The sequence below is a fragment of the Tissierella simiarum genome (genome assembly GCF_018917865.1).
GTDB lineage: Bacteria > Bacillota > Clostridia > Tissierellales > Tissierellaceae > Tissierella_C > Tissierella_C simiarum.
In genome coordinates this window covers 1-17,881 of record NZ_JAHLPM010000018.1, presented here as the reverse complement: position 1 = coordinate 17,881, position 17,881 = coordinate 1, and the positions used below count along the sequence as shown (strand labels likewise).

At 29.4% G+C, this 17,881-nt stretch carries 17 protein-coding genes; 6 read left to right on the top strand and 11 right to left on the bottom strand.

The genetic code is table 11. The features are described from left to right. Positions 1-7: 7 nt before the first annotated feature. The 7 genes from KQI42_RS21720 to KQI42_RS16895 form a co-directional block, all read right to left on the bottom strand. Entirely contained in the window at positions 8-2,608 is a 2,601-nt protein-coding gene (locus KQI42_RS21720; RefSeq protein ID WP_216521492.1) for an FtsX-like permease family protein, read from the bottom strand. Further along, on the bottom strand, positions 2,595-3,287 hold the full coding sequence (locus KQI42_RS16920; protein ID WP_216521491.1) for an ABC transporter ATP-binding protein: 693 nt from the start codon (positions 3,285-3,287) through the stop codon (positions 2,595-2,597). The genes KQI42_RS21720 and KQI42_RS16920 overlap by 14 nt, the downstream gene beginning before the upstream one ends. A gap of 87 nt (positions 3,288-3,374) precedes the next feature. After that, positions 3,375-4,616: a HAMP domain-containing sensor histidine kinase gene (locus tag KQI42_RS16915; protein WP_216521489.1), complete on the bottom strand. Its 1,242-nt coding sequence runs from the start codon at positions 4,614-4,616 to the stop codon at positions 3,375-3,377. Between the two features lies 1 nt (position 4,617). Beyond that, the gene (locus KQI42_RS16910) at positions 4,618-5,310 is read right to left on the bottom strand and encodes a response regulator transcription factor (protein WP_216521487.1); all 693 of its coding nucleotides are present in this window, start codon (positions 5,308-5,310) and stop codon (positions 4,618-4,620) included. Positions 5,311-5,440: 130 nt separating this feature from the next. Continuing rightward, entirely contained in the window at positions 5,441-6,001 is a 561-nt protein-coding gene (locus KQI42_RS16905; RefSeq protein ID WP_343231712.1) for a DNA-3-methyladenine glycosylase I, read from the bottom strand. 140 nt (positions 6,002-6,141) lie between these two features. Beyond that, positions 6,142-6,636: an ECF transporter S component gene (locus KQI42_RS16900; protein ID WP_216521486.1), complete on the bottom strand. Its 495-nt coding sequence runs from the start codon at positions 6,634-6,636 to the stop codon at positions 6,142-6,144. 155 nt (positions 6,637-6,791) lie between these two features. Further along, positions 6,792-8,786 carry a methyl-accepting chemotaxis protein gene (locus KQI42_RS16895; protein ID WP_216521485.1) on the bottom strand — a complete coding sequence of 665 codons (1,995 nt, stop codon included), beginning with the start codon at positions 8,784-8,786 and terminating at the stop codon, positions 6,792-6,794. 259 nt (positions 8,787-9,045) lie between these two features. Between KQI42_RS16895 and KQI42_RS16890 the strand changes: the two genes are divergently transcribed. Beyond that, entirely contained in the window at positions 9,046-9,606 is a 561-nt protein-coding gene (locus KQI42_RS16890; protein ID WP_216521484.1) for a tyrosine-type recombinase/integrase, read from the top strand. 335 nt (positions 9,607-9,941) lie between these two features. On the opposite strand, the gene KQI42_RS16885 is transcribed toward KQI42_RS16890, so the two are convergent. The 3 genes from KQI42_RS16885 to KQI42_RS16875 all read right to left on the bottom strand — a co-directional run bounded on the left by KQI42_RS16885 (position 9,942) and on the right by KQI42_RS16875 (position 13,890). Beyond that, complete coding sequence (locus KQI42_RS16885) at positions 9,942-11,261, bottom strand: MATE family efflux transporter (RefSeq protein ID WP_343231713.1); 1,320 nt, start codon at positions 11,259-11,261, stop codon at positions 9,942-9,944. 210 nt (positions 11,262-11,471) lie between these two features. After that, positions 11,472-13,454 (bottom strand): helix-turn-helix domain-containing protein, encoded by a 1,983-nt coding sequence (locus KQI42_RS16880; protein WP_216521480.1) that lies wholly within the window; start codon positions 13,452-13,454, stop codon positions 11,472-11,474. A gap of 22 nt (positions 13,455-13,476) precedes the next feature. After that, entirely contained in the window at positions 13,477-13,890 is a 414-nt protein-coding gene (locus KQI42_RS16875; protein ID WP_216521478.1) for a bacteriohemerythrin, read from the bottom strand. Positions 13,891-13,995: 105 nt separating this feature from the next. Here KQI42_RS16875 and KQI42_RS16870 point away from each other — a divergent pair, with 105 nt between their 5' ends. After that, a complete protein-coding gene (locus KQI42_RS16870; protein WP_216521476.1) occupies positions 13,996-14,220 on the top strand; it encodes a sulfurtransferase TusA family protein in 225 nt (74 codons plus the stop codon). Here the strand turns inward: KQI42_RS16870 and KQI42_RS16865 are convergent. After that, the gene (locus tag KQI42_RS16865; protein ID WP_216521474.1) at positions 14,217-15,119 is read right to left on the bottom strand and encodes a LysR family transcriptional regulator; all 903 of its coding nucleotides are present in this window, start codon (positions 15,117-15,119) and stop codon (positions 14,217-14,219) included. The genes KQI42_RS16870 and KQI42_RS16865 overlap by 4 nt on opposite strands. Before the next feature lie 196 nt (positions 15,120-15,315). On the opposite strand from KQI42_RS16865, the gene KQI42_RS16860 reads away from it, so the two are divergent. The 4 genes from KQI42_RS16860 to KQI42_RS16845 are packed head-to-tail and all read left to right on the top strand — an operon-like array spanning position 15,316 to position 17,748. Next, positions 15,316-15,969: a YeeE/YedE thiosulfate transporter family protein gene (locus tag KQI42_RS16860; RefSeq protein WP_216521472.1), complete on the top strand. Its 654-nt coding sequence runs from the start codon at positions 15,316-15,318 to the stop codon at positions 15,967-15,969. 22 nt (positions 15,970-15,991) lie between these two features. Beyond that, entirely contained in the window at positions 15,992-16,222 is a 231-nt protein-coding gene (locus KQI42_RS16855; RefSeq protein ID WP_216521470.1) for a sulfurtransferase TusA family protein, read from the top strand. 35 nt (positions 16,223-16,257) lie between these two features. Further along, positions 16,258-16,788: a YeeE/YedE thiosulfate transporter family protein gene (locus KQI42_RS16850; protein WP_216521468.1), complete on the top strand. Its 531-nt coding sequence runs from the start codon at positions 16,258-16,260 to the stop codon at positions 16,786-16,788. Positions 16,789-16,800: 12 nt separating this feature from the next. Next, the gene (locus tag KQI42_RS16845) at positions 16,801-17,748 is read left to right on the top strand and encodes an NAD(P)/FAD-dependent oxidoreductase (RefSeq protein ID WP_216521466.1); all 948 of its coding nucleotides are present in this window, start codon (positions 16,801-16,803) and stop codon (positions 17,746-17,748) included. The last annotated feature ends 133 nt before the right edge of the window (positions 17,749-17,881 follow it).

The window sequence follows — 17,881 nt, the reverse complement described above, 5'->3', positions numbered from 1 at the left end:
GCTCTTTTTATTCTTCCATTTTCATATTTTCTACTATTATTCCCTCATTAATTCTTCTTAAAGGAAATGCTCCAGAAAGCAATGCTATAATAGTTGCTCCTACGCAAGCTATGCCAATATTTTTCCATGGAATAGCCCATTCGAATTCTCTAATATTAAACACTATTTTAAATAGAATAAAAGTTAATCCCGTTCCTATAGCTCCTCCAAATATAGCAGCATATATTCCATAAAAGAGACTTTCCAAGGCTACCATTCTCTTAATTCCACCTTGAGCCATACCTACAGCTTTTATCATAGATATTTCCCTAGTTCTTAAAATAATATTGGTACTTATAGTGTTTATAATGTTTATACTACTTATTAGAGTAATTATAGCAACAAATCCATATAAGAAAATATTAATTACTATTCCAGCTATCCTATTCTGTTTCGCATTTTCGATAAAATCTACATAGTTAAACTCTGGATTTTCACTTTCTATTTCTTTTATATGTTTTCTAACGGTTTCTATATTACCATCTTCTTCTAACTCTACATACATACGAACATATTCTCTATTCTCATCGATAACATTCTTCCATACTTTTTCTGTAGTTATAATACTAATACTTCCATTAGAATTATAGGACATATCCAATATACCTTTTTCTAGTACTCCCATAACTTTAAGTTCATTATACTTTATTTCTTCATCTTCTTCATTCGATTCATAAGCTTTATATAAAAATTTATCTCCTAGCTTTAAATGATATCCTTCTATTAAAGACTGCTTTTCTGTTTTATCATTATAAACATAGGTATTATTTATAACTAAAACTCCATTTTCTTTCTCTAATGCTTCTATGTCAATCGTTCCTTCATTAAGAAGTTTTTTTAGCATGTGAAAATTTTCATCTCCAATAGTATACATATTTGCATTACTCACTTGCACTAATCCATCTTTTTTATAGTTAAACTCACGAGGCTGCATCTCTTTATTTTTTTTGCTAATCTTATTTTCTGAAAGTAAAACATCTCCATTAATATTTCTTACCTTATAGACCCTATTTACACCTTCTATCCCTTTTAATTTCTTATATATTTTTTCTGCCTCTTGAGATCCTCTCCCATAGATCATAAAATCTCCAATATCCTTGCCTTCCACAAGTCCCATTTTAAACATAAAATTTGAAAAACTAGAAAAAGTAATGAATAAGGATATACTTATTACCATAGAAAATACAGTAATTAAAAATCTTTTTTTATTTCTTCTTAGATTTTTATAAGCTATTTCTCCTTCTAAACCTAATAGTTTTCTAATAAAACCTGATTTTTTTACTTTGCTAAAGGATTCTTTCTTAAAACTTCCTGTATTTCTTACAGCCTCTAATGGAGATATCTTCTCTGCTCTTTTAGCTGGTCCTATAGCTGAAAGAAATACTGTAATCAAGCCTACAATCGAACTAATTAGAAATACTGTAGTAGATATGGTTATTTCCATATCATTAAATATCTCAATATTAGATTTTAAAAGGCCAATTACATATAATACTATTTTCATAGCTAATACCCCAGAAAACAGTCCAATAGGAATTCCTATTATACTCAATATAAAAGCTTCTTTTAAAACTATTCCTCTAATTTGCTGTGGTGTAGCCCCTACAGATCTTAATAATCCAAATTGGCTAATTCTTTCTAAAACAGATATATTGAAAGCATTGTAAATAACAGCTATAGTTGATACTACAATTAATAAGACTACAAATACTAGTAAAACTACCATAGCTTTGTTGAAAGTCTTATCCAAACTTTCTGCATATAATCTAAGCACTCTATTATTAAATTGAACTTCTTCTATATCTTTTCCTATATCATTAGCTATGGAGTTTATTTTTTCTTGAGCATTCTTTACATTTGGTACCTTTATATATACATTAAATTGTCCTGTTTTAGGAGAATTTTCATCTAAGCTAGTAATTCCTGTTGTTACAAATCTTCCACTCCAAATATATTGAGGTTGAATAAACCCTACTACCGTGTACTCCTTTTCCATATTCTTTTCAAATATTTCTTTTACCTTAATATCATCTTCGTTAGAGTTTTCATCTTCTATAAATTTTCTATCTCCAATGGTTAAGTTTATTTTATCTCCTATTTTAACTTCCTTTTCAAAATATTTTGCAGTTAAAGGCTCTATTGCTATTTCATCAGAAGTCTTTGGAAATCTTCCTTCCTTTATTTTATATGGAAGCATATTTAAAGCTTCTTCCTTATATCCTTCTATATCTATATATCTATAAGGAGAAATATCTCCATACATTTCTCTTTCCTCTTCCGTAGTTTCTCTAACTATACCCGATCCTTCAAACTTACTTACTCCCGACTCCCCTACTTCTACATGATTAAGTATTCTTTCTATATTATCTTTCTCTACATTCATAAATTTAGCATGATAGCTTCCATTTTCCCTTATTGCTTGTTTTATTAATGCTCCTCTAGTACTTACTATAATAGTGCCTATGGCAGAAATCATGGCAACAGATAGTATAATTCCTAATATTGTAAGAAGTGTCCTATTTCTTTGTCCTTTTAAATATCTATAGGTAATTTCCTTATAGCTTTTCACTATTAATCACCTCATCTTTTACAATAGCTCCATCTTCTATGGTTATTATTCTGTCAGCTTGGGAGGCAATGTTTAAATCATGAGTTATTAAAATTAAAGTTTGATTATATTTCCTTACAGATATTCTAAGTAAATCTACTATCTCCTTACTATTTTTACTATCTAAGTTTCCAGTAGGTTCATCAGCTAAAACTATAGAAGGACTATATGCCAATGCTCTTCCTATGGACACTCTTTGTTGCTGTCCTCCAGAAAGTTCATTGGGTAAGTGATTTCTCCTTTCCTTTAGTCCCAATATGTTAATTAGTTCTTCAAATTGTTCCTTATTTATTTTCTTATTGTCTAAAAGTACAGGCAACAGCATATTCTCTTCTGCCGTAAGAACTGGTACTAAATTATAAAATTGAAATATAAATCCTACTTTTCTTCTTCTAAAAATAGCCAATTCCTTTTCTGAAAGATTGTATATGTCTACTCCGTCAACATAAACTTTTCCACTAGTCGGTTTATCCACACCACCTAACAAGTGCAATAAAGTACTCTTTCCAGAACCACTAGCTCCTATTACAGCTACAAATTCTCCTTGATTAATTGTCAGGTTTATGTTTTTTAAAGCCTCCACTTTAGTGTTTCCTGTACCATAGCTTTTACATAAATCTACAGTTTTTACTACCTCCATAACTAAACCTCCTCTTTTTTCTTCTAACTATAGTTTAAAAAATTAATCTTACAAGGAGGTGAATATTTATATTACAAATTAGTAAGATTATATGATTCCCTTTAAGAAAGTTATAGTAAATTTTGTCCCTTGTCCTTTCTTACTCTTTACTGAAATAGTACCTTCTTGAGATTCTACTATTAACTTAGCTAAGTTTAATCCTATCCCAATGCTTTCAGGCTTAACTTCAGATTTCCCTTTATAGAACCTTTTAAATATATGAGGTAAATCTTTTTCTTCTATACCCTCTCCATTATCCTTTACTATAATGCTGCTAAATAAGGGAGTTTCCTCTAACTCTATTTGAATAGTTCCAGCCTCTCTGCCATGTTCAATAGAATTTTTAATTATATTTATTAAAGCTTCTCCTGTCCAATCTTTGTCACCATAAAAAACTCCATTTAAGTCTCCTATAATCTCTACAGATTGTCCTTTTTCTTTTAAATTGTAACTTAAAGTAGATAAAGCTATATCTACAGGACCTTTTAATAAAATCCTTTCTCTTTTAAACTCAATAGCCCCTGCTTCTATTCTAGCTACTTTTAAAAGATTTATTATAAGCCATTCCATTCTATCTAATTGGATTTTAGTCTTTTCCAAAAAGTTTAATCTTACTTTTAAATCCATATTTTCTTCTTCTAGCATAAGATCATTTAACATTATTAAAGAGGAAAGAGGAGTTTTAAGTTGATGTGAAATATCAGACATGGTATTTTTTAAAAAAGTTTTTTCTTTTTGTAGTATTTCTAAATTATTTTTTAATCTATTAGACATTTGATTAAATTGGTGGTTTAAAATATTAAAATCTCCTTCTCCTTCTTCTCTTAAATAAATAGTAAAATCTCCTTCTACTACTTTTTCAGCCGCACTATAAATTTCCTGCACTTTTCCATAAACCTTTTTATATTCTTCTTTGACTATAAACACTAAAGGTATTATAAAAAGAAGGATTATAAAGAACATATATATCTGTAAATTAGGGCTAATATTCTTTAATACTGGCTGTAAATTCTTTTCCATATTTATATTGTATCCATATTTTTGCAAAGTTTCTTGTCCAATAGTTATATTTGTTTTCGGAATCTCCTTGGTTAAATAAGGTGCTATTTCTTCTTCCAGTTCTGGATGATTCTTAAGCAAATTTCCAACCAAGGCTATATTTTGTTCTACAATATTTTTGTTAAGTTTATTCATAGATTCGTTAACTATTAGAAATCCCGTTATGCCAAAAACAAGCTGAAAAATTACTAATTTTAAAATTATAGATCTAAATTCTTGATTTCTAAGCAAGCTAATTCCTCCTTACGTCTACATCCCATCGATATCCTATTCCCCTTACGGTTTTTATATATAAAGGATTTGACGAGTCTTCCTCAATTTTCTCCCTCAATCTTCTTATATAAACGGATAAAGTATTATCATCAACAAATTCTCCATCAATATCCCATAGTTTCTCCAATACTCTAGCTCTTGGTAATACTTGGTGTGGATGATTCATGAGAATTAATAGTAGTTTATATTCTGAAGGAGTTAGAAAGATTTCTTCTTCTTTAATATAAACTTTATTTTCCATTTGATTTACCTTAATATCTTTAGAAATTAGAGAATCACTTATGGAAACCTTAGAATACCTTCTTAATACTGCTTTTATTCTAGATATTAATTCTCTTATTCTAAAAGGTTTCGTTATATAGTCATCTCCTCCTATATCTAAACCCATCACGATATTTACTTCTTCATCATGAGCCGTTAAAAATATAATAGGAGTAGTTTTATCTCTTCTTATATATTTACATAATTCATATCCACTACCGTCAGGAAGCATTACATCCAATATTATTAATATATATTCCTTTTCATCAATTAGTGCCTTTGCTGAAGCCACATTATTAGCCACGTCTACTTCGTATCCTTCATTTTTTAATGAATATTCTACTCCCATAGCTAAAGTAGCATCATCTTCTACTAACAATATTCTGTCCATATTCTCACCTCACCTATTTTTAATGATTATACCATAAGAAGAATTTTTTTATAACAAATAGAACTTTATATTCATATTGGTAAGTAGTCATAAAAAAAGGCCTATTGGCCTTGAAATTAAACATTTTTCCTTATTCATATCTGAAACAATCTATAGTATGATCATTTACCATACCTACTGCTTGCATATATGCATAACATATTTTAGAACCTACAAACTTAAATCCTCTTTTCTTTAAATCCTTGCTCATTTCATCGGATTCCTTAGTACTAGCAGGGACTTCTGCTATGTTATTCCATGAATTTTTTATTGGCTTTCCTCCCACAAACTGCCATATATATTTATCGAAACTCCCAAACTCTTCTTTAATCTTTAAAAATGCTTTTGCGTTGATTATAGAAGCCTCTATTTTTCGCCTGTTTCTTATTATTCCTTCGTTCATCATAAGTTCTTGTACTTTTTCTTCATCATATAATGCTACCTTTTCAGGATCGAAATTGTCAAAAGCTTTCCTATAATTTTCTCTTTTTTTAAGTATAGTTATCCAACTTAGTCCTGCTTGTGCCCCTTCTAGTATTAAGAATTCAAACAACTGTCTATCATCATGTACTGGCACTCCCCATTCCTTATCGTGATATTCTATATATACAGGATCATCAGTTACCCATTTACATCTTGTTTTCATATACATCACCTTTTTCTCCTGTATTTACTAAAATAATGTATATTCCGTGTTTCACTGTTTAAAATACCTTATAAAACTATTATAAACTGATATTTACATTTATCATATAGTAAATTAAAATATGACAGAGAAATCTCTGTCATATTTTAATTAAATGCTTTTGTTCTTTTTAAAGCCCTATATAATGCTACAGAAATTACTGCTCCAAGTAAACCTTGCATTAAATTTCCTGGTACACTTGCCAATGACGCTTTTGCACCATACATAAATATTTCTGCTAAATAATAACCAAGAGTCATCCACACCCCACCAATTATAGTAGCAGAAATAGGACTTTTCTTTCCTAACTTAGTTTCTAAAATAGTTCCAGCAATAAAACCTTCTAATCCTTTTACTGCTAATGTAATAGGAGCATAATGAGTATAGCCTAATAATACATCTGCTAAAGCTGATCCTAGTCCTCCTACTATAAGTCCACCTTTTCTTCCTAACATTAATGCTGCTAAAAATACAACCATATCTCCCAAATTTAAATATCCATTGGTTCCAATAGTAGGTATATGAATTACCATAGTCATTACCGTTGTAAGAGCCATTAAAATTGCATATCTGACCATCAACTTAATATTATTGTCCTTCATGCACATCAACTCCTTTATGTATTGTATGGGTACATTAATTTTATATTTAAATAGTGTATCTGTTTAAATAATAACACTTTTGATGTGTTTATTCAATATCAAACTTGTAATTAAATAGATAAAAAAACTAGGAAGACTAAACTTCCTAGTTTAAATTAATCTTTAAATCTTTTTATTTCTTCCATCATCGTTTCAGTTAAATTGCTTAAAGATTCGGCAGTAGCTGTTACTTCTTCTATAGCTGCATTTACCTCTTCCAAAGAAGCAGCTATTTCTTCTGAAGAAGCAGATATTTCCTGTGCCTCTGAAGAAACTTCTCTTACACCTGATAATATTACATTTTTACCTTCCCTTACATTTTCAGCTGAATCGCTAATACTATTAATTTGATACACTATATTTCTTATGGAACTTGTGATATCTTTGAACAACTCAATAGTCGTAATAGCTGCATTTTGTTGATCATTCATTTCCTTATCAATACTATTAATTGAATCGTTAATCACGCCTACTTCTTCATTTACTTGTTTAACAATATCATTTATATTGCCTATAGATTCTTTCGTTTCTTCTGCTAACTTTCTTATTTCCTCTGAAACTACTGCAAATCCACGACCAGCTTCTCCGGCCCTAGCTGCTTCTATAGCAGCATTTAAAGCTAATAAATTTGTTTGTTCTGATATTTCATTAATTATATCACTGATTTTATCTATTTTTATAATACTATCTCCTAAACCTACTATTTTTTTAATAAATCCTTGAAAGGTCGTAGTTGTATTATCAATAGTTTCCACTAAATCTTTCATATTTTCATCACTATCTGCTACATTCTCATATATAGTTTTTGAGGATTTATCTACATTTTTAACGGCCTCTAACATATTATTAAGATTCTCATCAAATTCATCTAATATATTATTCATTTCCACCAAGTTATTAGCTTGTCCTTCTGCTCCTTTAGCTATTCCTTGAACTGCAGTTGCTACTTCTATTGACGATGCTGCTATTTCTTCTGAAGTAGCAGATAGATTATGAGAGCTAGCATCTACATCTAGACCTACATGCCTTATATTAGATATCATTTCTCTAATAGAATCTACCATGTTTTTCTCTGACCTTGCCAATCTTCCAAATTCATTTTCTCCTTTTAAATACTCTTCTGATATCTGTACACTTAAATCTCCCTTTGCTATTAATCCTAGATTATTATCTAGTGAATTTATAGGTTTCATTATCTTATTAATTACAATAAATACAACAGTTAAACTTATGGCTATGGCAGCTAAAGACAATACTATAGCAATCATCCTTATCTTTGAAATATCTTTTAGTACTTCCGACTTTTCTACATATATTCCAACAGACCATCCAGTATTCTTTACAGGATTAAACCCTAATATTCGTTCTCCTTCTTCATATTTATATTCACCAAATCCTGCCTTGCCTTCTACCATTTGCTTTTTCAATTCTACAAGCTCTGCTAAACGAGGGTCATTTTCTACATTTTTAAAATCATTATCCAAATGTAAGACCAATTCTTTGTTTTCATGAGCAATAGTTGTTCCTTCTTTATTAATCATAAATGCTCTGCCAGTTTCACCAAAAGTTATATCTTCAACAATTGAGCTAAGTTCATTGCCATCTCTACCTGCAACAAGAACACCTATAATCTTATCTTTCTCCTTTATTGGTACACCATAAATAATGTTAATAGAATCATTAACTCTATTAACAATAGGATCAGATATTCCTCTTCCAGAACTTAAAGCACCATCAAAATACGACCTATCTTTTATATTGATTTGTTCTCCTTCTGTAGTAGTTAAATTTCCTTGAAGATCGGCAATTCCCAACATTATGTAATTGATTCTTTCCTTCTCTTCCTTAATAAATTCTAACTTCTCATCTAAAGAATATTTTTCATCTTTAATTTCTTCCCATTCAGCAATAGACTCAAGACTTTTAAATTCTCCATCAAGTCGACTTTCTACAGTTCTTGAAGCACTTATTGCCATTTGAGCTAGGTACTCTTTTGAATTGTCCGCTAATTCTACTGATGCAGCTTTATAAAATATAAAAGTTAAACTAATACAAATAAAAAATAGTAACGCACTAAGTATAGTTACTAGGTAGGTCTTAACACTTTTCATACACATCATCTCCTTTTTTATATGATAACTAAATTTATTGTTTAGAATTTAATGTTATAAAGTGTAAAATGTGTATATCATTTCTTCTTGCCAATGTAACAATTTGTATAAAATGTTACATCACAAAATCTATCATTATAATGCTATATACCTGCTTTTATAGAATTATCTCCTTCTATTATTTAAGAATATGCTATAATGTTATGTATCGTTTATTATTATATTTATATAATTTGTTACTTTAGAAAGGAGATTAAAATTGACTGTTGAACCTATTAGAGATAAAGCTAAAATTACACAAATGTATTTCTATCTAAATGGTAAAAATCCTAAGTATGGATTGCTCTTCAAGTTTGGTCTTAATACTGGATTAAGAATAAGTGATATTTTGCCCTTAAAAGTAGAGGATGTTTATCTTAAAAATGGAGCGTTTAGAGAATATTTAGTACTAAATGAAATGAAGACTAGTAAAGAAAAGAAAATTAAATTAAATGATTCGATTAGAAAAAGTATTAGTGGGTATGTAAAGAAGGAAAAACTATCAGAAAAAGATTATTTATTCCCAAGTAAAAAAGGAGGTCATATTGGTAGAGTTCAAGCTTATAGAGTGTTAAAAGAAGCTTCTGATATTATAGGAATAGAGAATTTTGGAACACATAGTTTAAGAAAGACTTGGGGGTATTGGACCTATAAAGTATCTAGATACAATATTGGCTTAATAATGGATACTTTTAACCATAGTTCCCAATCAGTTACTCTAAGATATATTGGAGTAAACCAAGATCAAAAAGATGAACTATATTCTTTAGTTCAATTTTAACCTAAATTTATATATTAAAAAAATGTTTATAGTCTTTAGTATTAAAATATTTTTTTAGAAGGATTTAGAATTTTTTTGTAGAATATAACAGAAAAGATATATAAAATTTGCAGTAAAATGTCGAATTATAAATTTTCTTGTCAATGTAACATTTTATACAAATTGTTACATCTTGCTAATTTGTTACTGTATTTATTATATATTTTAAAAAGTACTTATTCTGTATTTTTCAATACATTGTATAAATATTATCGTTCTTAAATTATCGCATAAAAAAATAGATAAGCCTTATTATTGCCTATCTATTTTTACCTTTTAACTATTTCGATTTTTTATTAATCTAAAACATAACTTTTATTAATTTTCTCTTCTTCCTTTTGTTTCTTAACCTTATCATCCAACTTATAGCCTTCATCTTTTATCATTATATATGATGTTACACTAGCTATTACATCAGAAATTGGATAAGATATCCATACTCCCATAGCGCCAAGATTTAAGACCTTAACCATAATTATAGCTAGAGGAAGCATTATAATAAGTTGTCTAAATATAGCCACTAAGAAGGACTTCCTTGCTTTACCCAAAGCTTGGAAATAATAAATTGACATATAATATATACTTATTAACGGAAAAGCAGCTATCATAATTCTAAAGGCTTTTACAGATTCTAAAATTATATCTTTTTCCTTTACAAAAACAGAAATCAACTGTTCAGTAAAAACTAATCCTCCAGCCCATAAGATAGTTGAAGTTATAAAAGAATAAATAGCTGTCTTTCTAACTATATTTCTCAATCTTTTATAATTCCCAGCTCCCAAATTATAAGCTGCTATAGGCTGCATAGCCGAACTTATACCAAGTATGGTTATAAACATAAACATATAAACCTTTGATATAACCCCTAGTACTATAATCCCTGTATCTCCTACATGGTTTAGAAGAAGATTATTCAATACAGCCATTAAAATTCCATCTTCTGCTTCTACTATAAAAGCTGAAAAACCTACTAATATTATGGAACTCCATATCACTTTATCTAGTTGAAAACCAGAAGAAAGGTTAAAATTTTTCTTAATCTTTCTAAAATGATAATAAGCATAGATAAAACCTGCTATTTGAGATACTGAAGTAGCAATAGCTGCTCCCTTCACTCCCATGGACATCTTAACTACTAATATATAATCAATAATAATATTCAATACCGCTCCAATGGATGTACTAATCAAAGATACTTTTCTATTACCCAACGCAATCATTATGTTTGAAATAAATATAGTCAAACATAAAAAAGTACTGCCAAATATAACTAAGGATAAATAGTCATGGGCATAAGGAAGAATATTCTTACTTGTTCCCAGCATTAAAAGTATCTGATCTCTAAAAATATAAGTTAAAAGGGTCATTGGAATCATTATCAAGAAGGATAAGGTAAAACCATTTTTTATAATTTTCCCCGACATTTCATAATCTTTCTCTCCATTGCTTCTAGCTAAAGCCGTAGACGATCCAATAGCTATCATTAAACTTAGAGCCACTATAATTCTTTGAATTGGAAAGATTACTACTAATGCTCCTATTCCGTTACCACCTACAACTCTGCCTACGAAAATAGTATCTACCATATTATATAATTCAGATACTAATAAAGAAATTATAGCTGGTATTGAAAATTTTAATAAGACTCTTCCTACTTTTCCTTCTGCAAATAATTTATTATTTACCCCATAATAAAACCTCCTATTTTGTTACATTATTATGTTAACATTTATAAGAAATTTTTTCATTCACTGGATTATCTATTATGGGGTACTATCTTCATCTTTACAGAAAATGTAATTTCTAAAAAAGATTAAAAATAGACCTTAAATATATTCACTTTGTACACTTTTTAATAAATAAAGTACTCCTCCATTAGGTTTTACTGTAGATACCGCATTATATACCGTACTTTTTTTACCATAGTAAAAAGATATATTTGGATGTATGAATTCTTTTAATAAATCTAAATGTTCTTTGTCTAGCCTTTCTGGACTTCCGAGAAACTTCCATTTATCATAGACTGAACCATATCTTTTATTTAATTCATATTTGGTTACTCGATAGTCGCCTTCCATATTTAGAATATTTATAGATACTTTCTTTTCTTTTAACTTTTCCATAGGTTCCCCTTGATATATAATTTTGTCGTCTACTCCTATAGGGTTAAATAATAGAATTTGGAAATCCTTTTCCTTTTTAGTTACAATATATCCCTCTCCTTTATATAGAATTTCATCTCCTAATAAAGATAAAAGCATATAAGCATAATAGGAAGGTTTCTTTAAGTAGTTAGACGTAAATATCCCTCTACCTCCAAAAAAAGTATCGTTAGATAAAACTGTATCTTTACTTATTTCATCTACCATATTTAAAACTATGTTATTGTTTATTTCTATATAATTATGCATAATATAGGGTACCATATATAAAGTATCCTGCATTTTACTTATTGATTCATTATATATATAAACATTTAGATCTTCTTTTTTTGTATTTATCCATTCTTCTACTTCATCACCAAAAATTGCTGTAAAATGACTAATAAAATCTTCTATTATATATTGTTTAACATTATCTGTAGATATAATAGGATTCAAATCTAACTCCTTTATAAAGGATAGAATATTTTCTACTCTTGTCCAATTAATAAATCTATGTTCTCTATCCATATAAATGTCCATATCCTCTGTAAACAGGTTATTTATGATCCCATATTTAAATCCTATTTCTCTTTGGATTTCTTCTAAAATTCTTCTATTGTCTTCTTCTAAAAGAAGACTTATATCTCCTAAATCTATTACATCAGGTCTTTTAAATATTCCTAAAGTTTCCTTAGATAAGTCTATATCTAATTTAATTATTCTATTGTCATAATTATATCTCTCATAGTCTTCTAAATATTGATTTAGAAAAGTTAAAGCATCTTGTATATCATAGTAAGTGATCTTCTTCATTTTCTCTAAGACTTCTTCTTCTACCTTATACTTTTTCCTATACTGCATAGGGCTGCATTTATAATGAAGCTTAAAGTGTTTATTAAAATATCTTACATGAGAAAACCCTACTTCCTCAGATATTTCTGATATATTTTTATCCGTATCCAATAAAAGTTTAGTAGATTCCTCTACTCTTATCTGATTTAAAAATTCATTAAAACTATGCCCAAAAGTACTCTTTATTTTATAAGACAAATATTGAGAACTTAAAAATTCCTTTTCCGCCAAGTCTTGAAGACTTACTTTATTCATATAATTATTACTTATATACTTTACTATTCTATGATATCTTTCTAATTGTACTTCATCTTCTTTTAAACTTTCTTCTTCATAAAAAAGATAATGGAAATTATTTAAAAGATGATACATCATCTCTAATAAATTTTCTTCTAACATATCTTCATAGTCATCAATCTTTCCTACTACTTCCCAAAGTAAGATAGAAAGATATTTTCTTAAAATATAGTATTTTTCTTCTTCTTGAGCACCCTCCTCAGAAGAATTTGTATAAAAAAATACCTCTTTAGCATCGTCATAGTATCTTTCAAAAAAATTAGGATCTATATTGAATATTAAGACTAAATTGTTCTTATCCTTGCTTTTTATACTGTGGACTTCATTGACATTGATTATTTCTATTTCTTTTTCTTCTACAGTATAGACTTCTGTTTCAATACCTACATCTATACTACCTCTTAATACAAAGAGTATTTCTATAGCATCATGCCAATGAATAGGATATTCCATTATATTTGCAAGATATATATTTATAGGTAAATCCTTTATATATTCCACAAATTCTTTTCTCATGGACTACTCTCCTTCTATCTTCCTACAATACTCCTTTATCATTTAAAAATTCTTTGTATTTCATATCTGTAACTAATATATGTTTCTCAATCCAATTGGCTATAAATAAAATTAAATCCATACCTATCTTTTTCTGTTTAATATCTACATCTTCGTCTTTAATAGATTGAATTTTCTCAATAAAGGAATCATGCTGCATCTTATGTGCTTCATAGTCTTCGTACCCATGCTCCTTCATTAAACTTTCTTCATATTTAAAGTGATAAACTGTATAATCTTTCATTTTATCTAATATAGCTATGATTTCATCATATCGATCTATTCCGTCTTTTAAGGACACAATATTGTATAAAGATGTACCCAAATTAAATAGCTCTTGATGCTGCTCATCAATTTTTTCCACGTTTACACTAAAATCGTCTCTCCATTTAAACATATTTACCCCCCTTGGATTTAATAATATGCTATTTTATCATTCTAGTATATAATATATATTATATACTATTTAGATATAAATTAAAAACAATGGTGGTGATTTCAAATGGTAAGAAAAGTCGATTGTCTAGGAGATTTTTGTCCTGTCCCATCTATTAAAGCAAAGCATACTTTTAAGGGTTTAAAAAAAGGTGAAAAAGCTATTATAGTAAGCGATCATAGCTGTGCACCTTCTAATATAAGAGATGTTTTAAAACAATATAATTGTAATATTGAAATCAACGAAGTAATGGAAGGAATATACGAAATAATTATAGAAAAACTAGATTAGCAGAAAGTATCTTTCCCAAACTTATTCATATACTCAATAAACTTATTTATGTGTTCCTCATGCTGATAATTCTTTTGATAAATCATACAGATATCACACTTTAAACTAATTCCTTCTATCTCTTTAGTCTTTAAAGTTCCAAGATACAATTCTTTTTTTACAGTAACATAAGGTACAATGGATATCCCATGATTTTCGATTACTGACGTTTTGATAGCTTCTATACTTCCTAGCTCCATGTGTATGTTTACATTCTCAAAAGAAATATTGTTACTTATAAATATATTTTCTATAGCTTTTCTTATTCCACTTTCTTCTGGCCCTATTAAAAATCCGATACTAGCTATATCTTCTAAAGTTTTTGCTTTATCTACCTCTTTATTATTTGGAGAATATATCAGTACTAAATCATTATCATTAAGTTTAGTACATACTAAATCTTTATCCTCTATAGCCATAGTAATGAAACCTACATCTGCTTTATATTTTAAAATATCTTCTATTACATTCTTAGTATAATCACATTTTGTAACAAATCTTATGTTTCTATCTTTTTTTCTATAAGTATATAGAGTACAAGGAATCAAATACTCGCACATACTATTTGATGATGCTATTTTTATATCCTTAAATTCTGGAACTTTTACTTCTTCTATTTCTTTTTCCATATTTTTGTAGAGTTCCAAAAATATTTCTGAGTACCTATATACTATATCACCTTCCTCTGTAGTCACTACCCCTCTATTGCTTCTCTCTAAAAGTTTACAATTTAAATCATTTTCTAAAATTTTCAACTGTTGACTAAGAGCTGACTGACTCATATGTAACTTGGCAGCAGCCTTGGAAATACTATTTTCATTAACTATCTCTATAAAAGATGAAAGATTGAATATATTCATTAAGCCCCCTCCTAAATACTAAAAGCTAATTAAAGCAAATATCTCTTTCGTTAACCTAATATCAATATTTCTAATGCTATATAAGCTTTCTTAATAACCAATATTATAAAAATTAATATATAATAAAAATGAAGGTTGCAATATATATTTATATGTTACTATTTTAACAAAATCTTGTCAAATAGGAGGTGAATTAATGGAATCCACTAAGAATGTTAGTCGAAAAAGAAAAAAAAGAGTTAATCAAATACCTTTCGGTGTAGCCTTATTAGTAGGTGTTATTATTATAGGATATTTGATTAAAGATCTTGGTCCAAAGCACCCAATGACGTGGATGTTTGGTATTCTTTTAGGGTTTACTCTTAGAAATTCAAGATTCTGTTTTACTGCTTCTTTAAGAGATCCAATTTTAACTGGCGGTACTAATCTTTCTAAAGCAGTAATAGTTGCTATTACTGTTGCTACTATAGGTTTTTCTGCTATTCAATATGGTGCTTTCTTAAAGGGTGATCCTATACCAGGAAATATTAATCCTGCAGGAATTCATATTGCTGTTGGTGCTTTTATGTTTGGTATTGGAATGGTTATTGCCGGAGGTTGTGCTTCAGGAACTATTATGAGAGTTGGAGAAGGCTTTGTAATGCAGTGGTTATCTTTAGTTTTCTTCATCCTAGGTTCTCTATGGGGTGCTAAGGATTATGGATTTTGGAAATCTAACTTTATGGACAAAGGTTTAGAATTATTTTTACCCGATGCTATAGGTTGGTTCCCATCATTAATTGTACAGTTTGGTTTATTGTTAGGTCTTTTTATATTAGCTGACTGGTTTGGTAATAGGTCAAAAAATTAAATTATATTAGGAGGAGATTTTAATGGCTAAAGAAGTAAGATTAGATTGTTTAGGTGAGGCTTGTCCAGTTCCTTTAATAAAAACTCAAAAGAAAATGGCTAACGTTGCTGTTGGTGACACTCTAATTGTAGAAGTAGATCATAGTTGTGCTATAAAGAACGTTCCTGAATGGGCGAGAAAAGAAGGCTTCAACTGTGAAGTTGATGAAGTTGATGATGGTCAATGGGAAATTATTATAGAAAAAACAAAGTAAATCTGAATATTTTTTAGGAAGAAAGGAGGGTGGTTATGCAAATAAAAGATAGTCCTTATTATAAGAGCTTTCTTAAAAACCCTTGGTCCTATGTGGCAGGTGCCGTAATATTAGCGATTTTAAATACTGCTATTTTCACTATAACTGGCAGTCCTTGGGGAGTAACTTCTACCTTTGCTATGTGGGGTGCTTGGATGTTCAAAGCCTTAGGAGGTCATCCAGAAACTTGGGTTTACTTCCAAGGAAAAAGTGGAGAGACCCTTGCTAAAGGTATTGCAGCCCATACAGGTACTTTTATGAACTTAGGTATAATTGTGGGAGCACTGCTAGCTTCTTTATTAGCATCAGAGTTTAGAATCAAAAAAATCAAGAATATGAAGCAAGTAGCTGCTGCTATAATTGGCGGTCTTTTAATGGGTTATGGTGCTAGAATATCTTTTGGATGTAATATTGGTGCTTTGTTTAGCGGTATAGCTTCTATGTCCCTACACGGATGGCAATATCTTATCTTTATATTTTTGGGTGCTTGGGCTGGTAGTAAAATGTTGGTGAAATTCTTTATGTAGGGAGTGCTGAATATGACTAAGAAACGTGAAGATTATGATGTAGTAATTATCGGTGGAGGTTCAGCTGGACTTAGTGCTGGAATATACTGTGGTAGAGCTAGACTTAAAACCCTTATAATCGAGCAATCCTTAATTGGTGGATTAATCACTTCAACTGAAGATTTAGAAAACTATCCAGGTTTTCCAAATGGAGTAGGTGGAGAAGAATTAATGAACCTATTTTGCGATCAGGCTAAAAAATATGGTGTTAAGTTTAAGCTAACTGATGTAAAAAATATAGATTTTAGTGGAAAAGAAAAAATTGTTGAAACCTATAGAAATGCTTATCATGCTAAGGCAGTTATAATAGCTACAGGTGTAAAACCTAGACCAATAGGTTGCTCAGGTGAAGCAGAGCTTATAGGAAAAGGAATTTCTTTCTGTTCTACTTGTGATGCTAACAACTGTATAGATAAAGATGTATATGTAATTGGTGGCGGAGATTCTGCTGTAGAGGAAGCTATGTATCTTACTAAGTTTGGTAAGAAGGTTACATTGATACATAGAAGAGATGAGCTTAGAGCAGCAAAATCAATACAGGAAAAAGCGTTTAAATGTGAGAGGCTTGACTTTATATGGGATACAGTAGTAAAAGAAATTCATGGTACAGATTCTGTTAAATCTATGGTTATAGAAAATGTTAAAACTGGTGAACAAACTACTATAACTCCTAGAGAAGGGGATCAAGATTTTATTATATTCCCATATGTTGGGCTTGATCCAGTAACAAAAATCTTTGATGGTGTTGTAGACATGAAAAATGGATTTATTAAAACGGATGAGAATATGGCAACTAGTGTGCCAGGAATCTTCGCAGCTGGAGATTGTCGGGTAAAATCATTAAGACAAGTCGTAACTGCTGCAGCTGACGGAGCTATAGCGGCAATCGAAGCGGAAAAACACATAAATTCTTTAGAATAAAAATAGGACTGATATGATATGATACTTCCAAAGTAGACAGTCTAATTAATTAAAAATAGACTATCTACTTGGAGGTATTTTTTTATGGGGAGAAAAGCAAAGTATAGCAAAGAAATAAAAATACAGGCCTGTA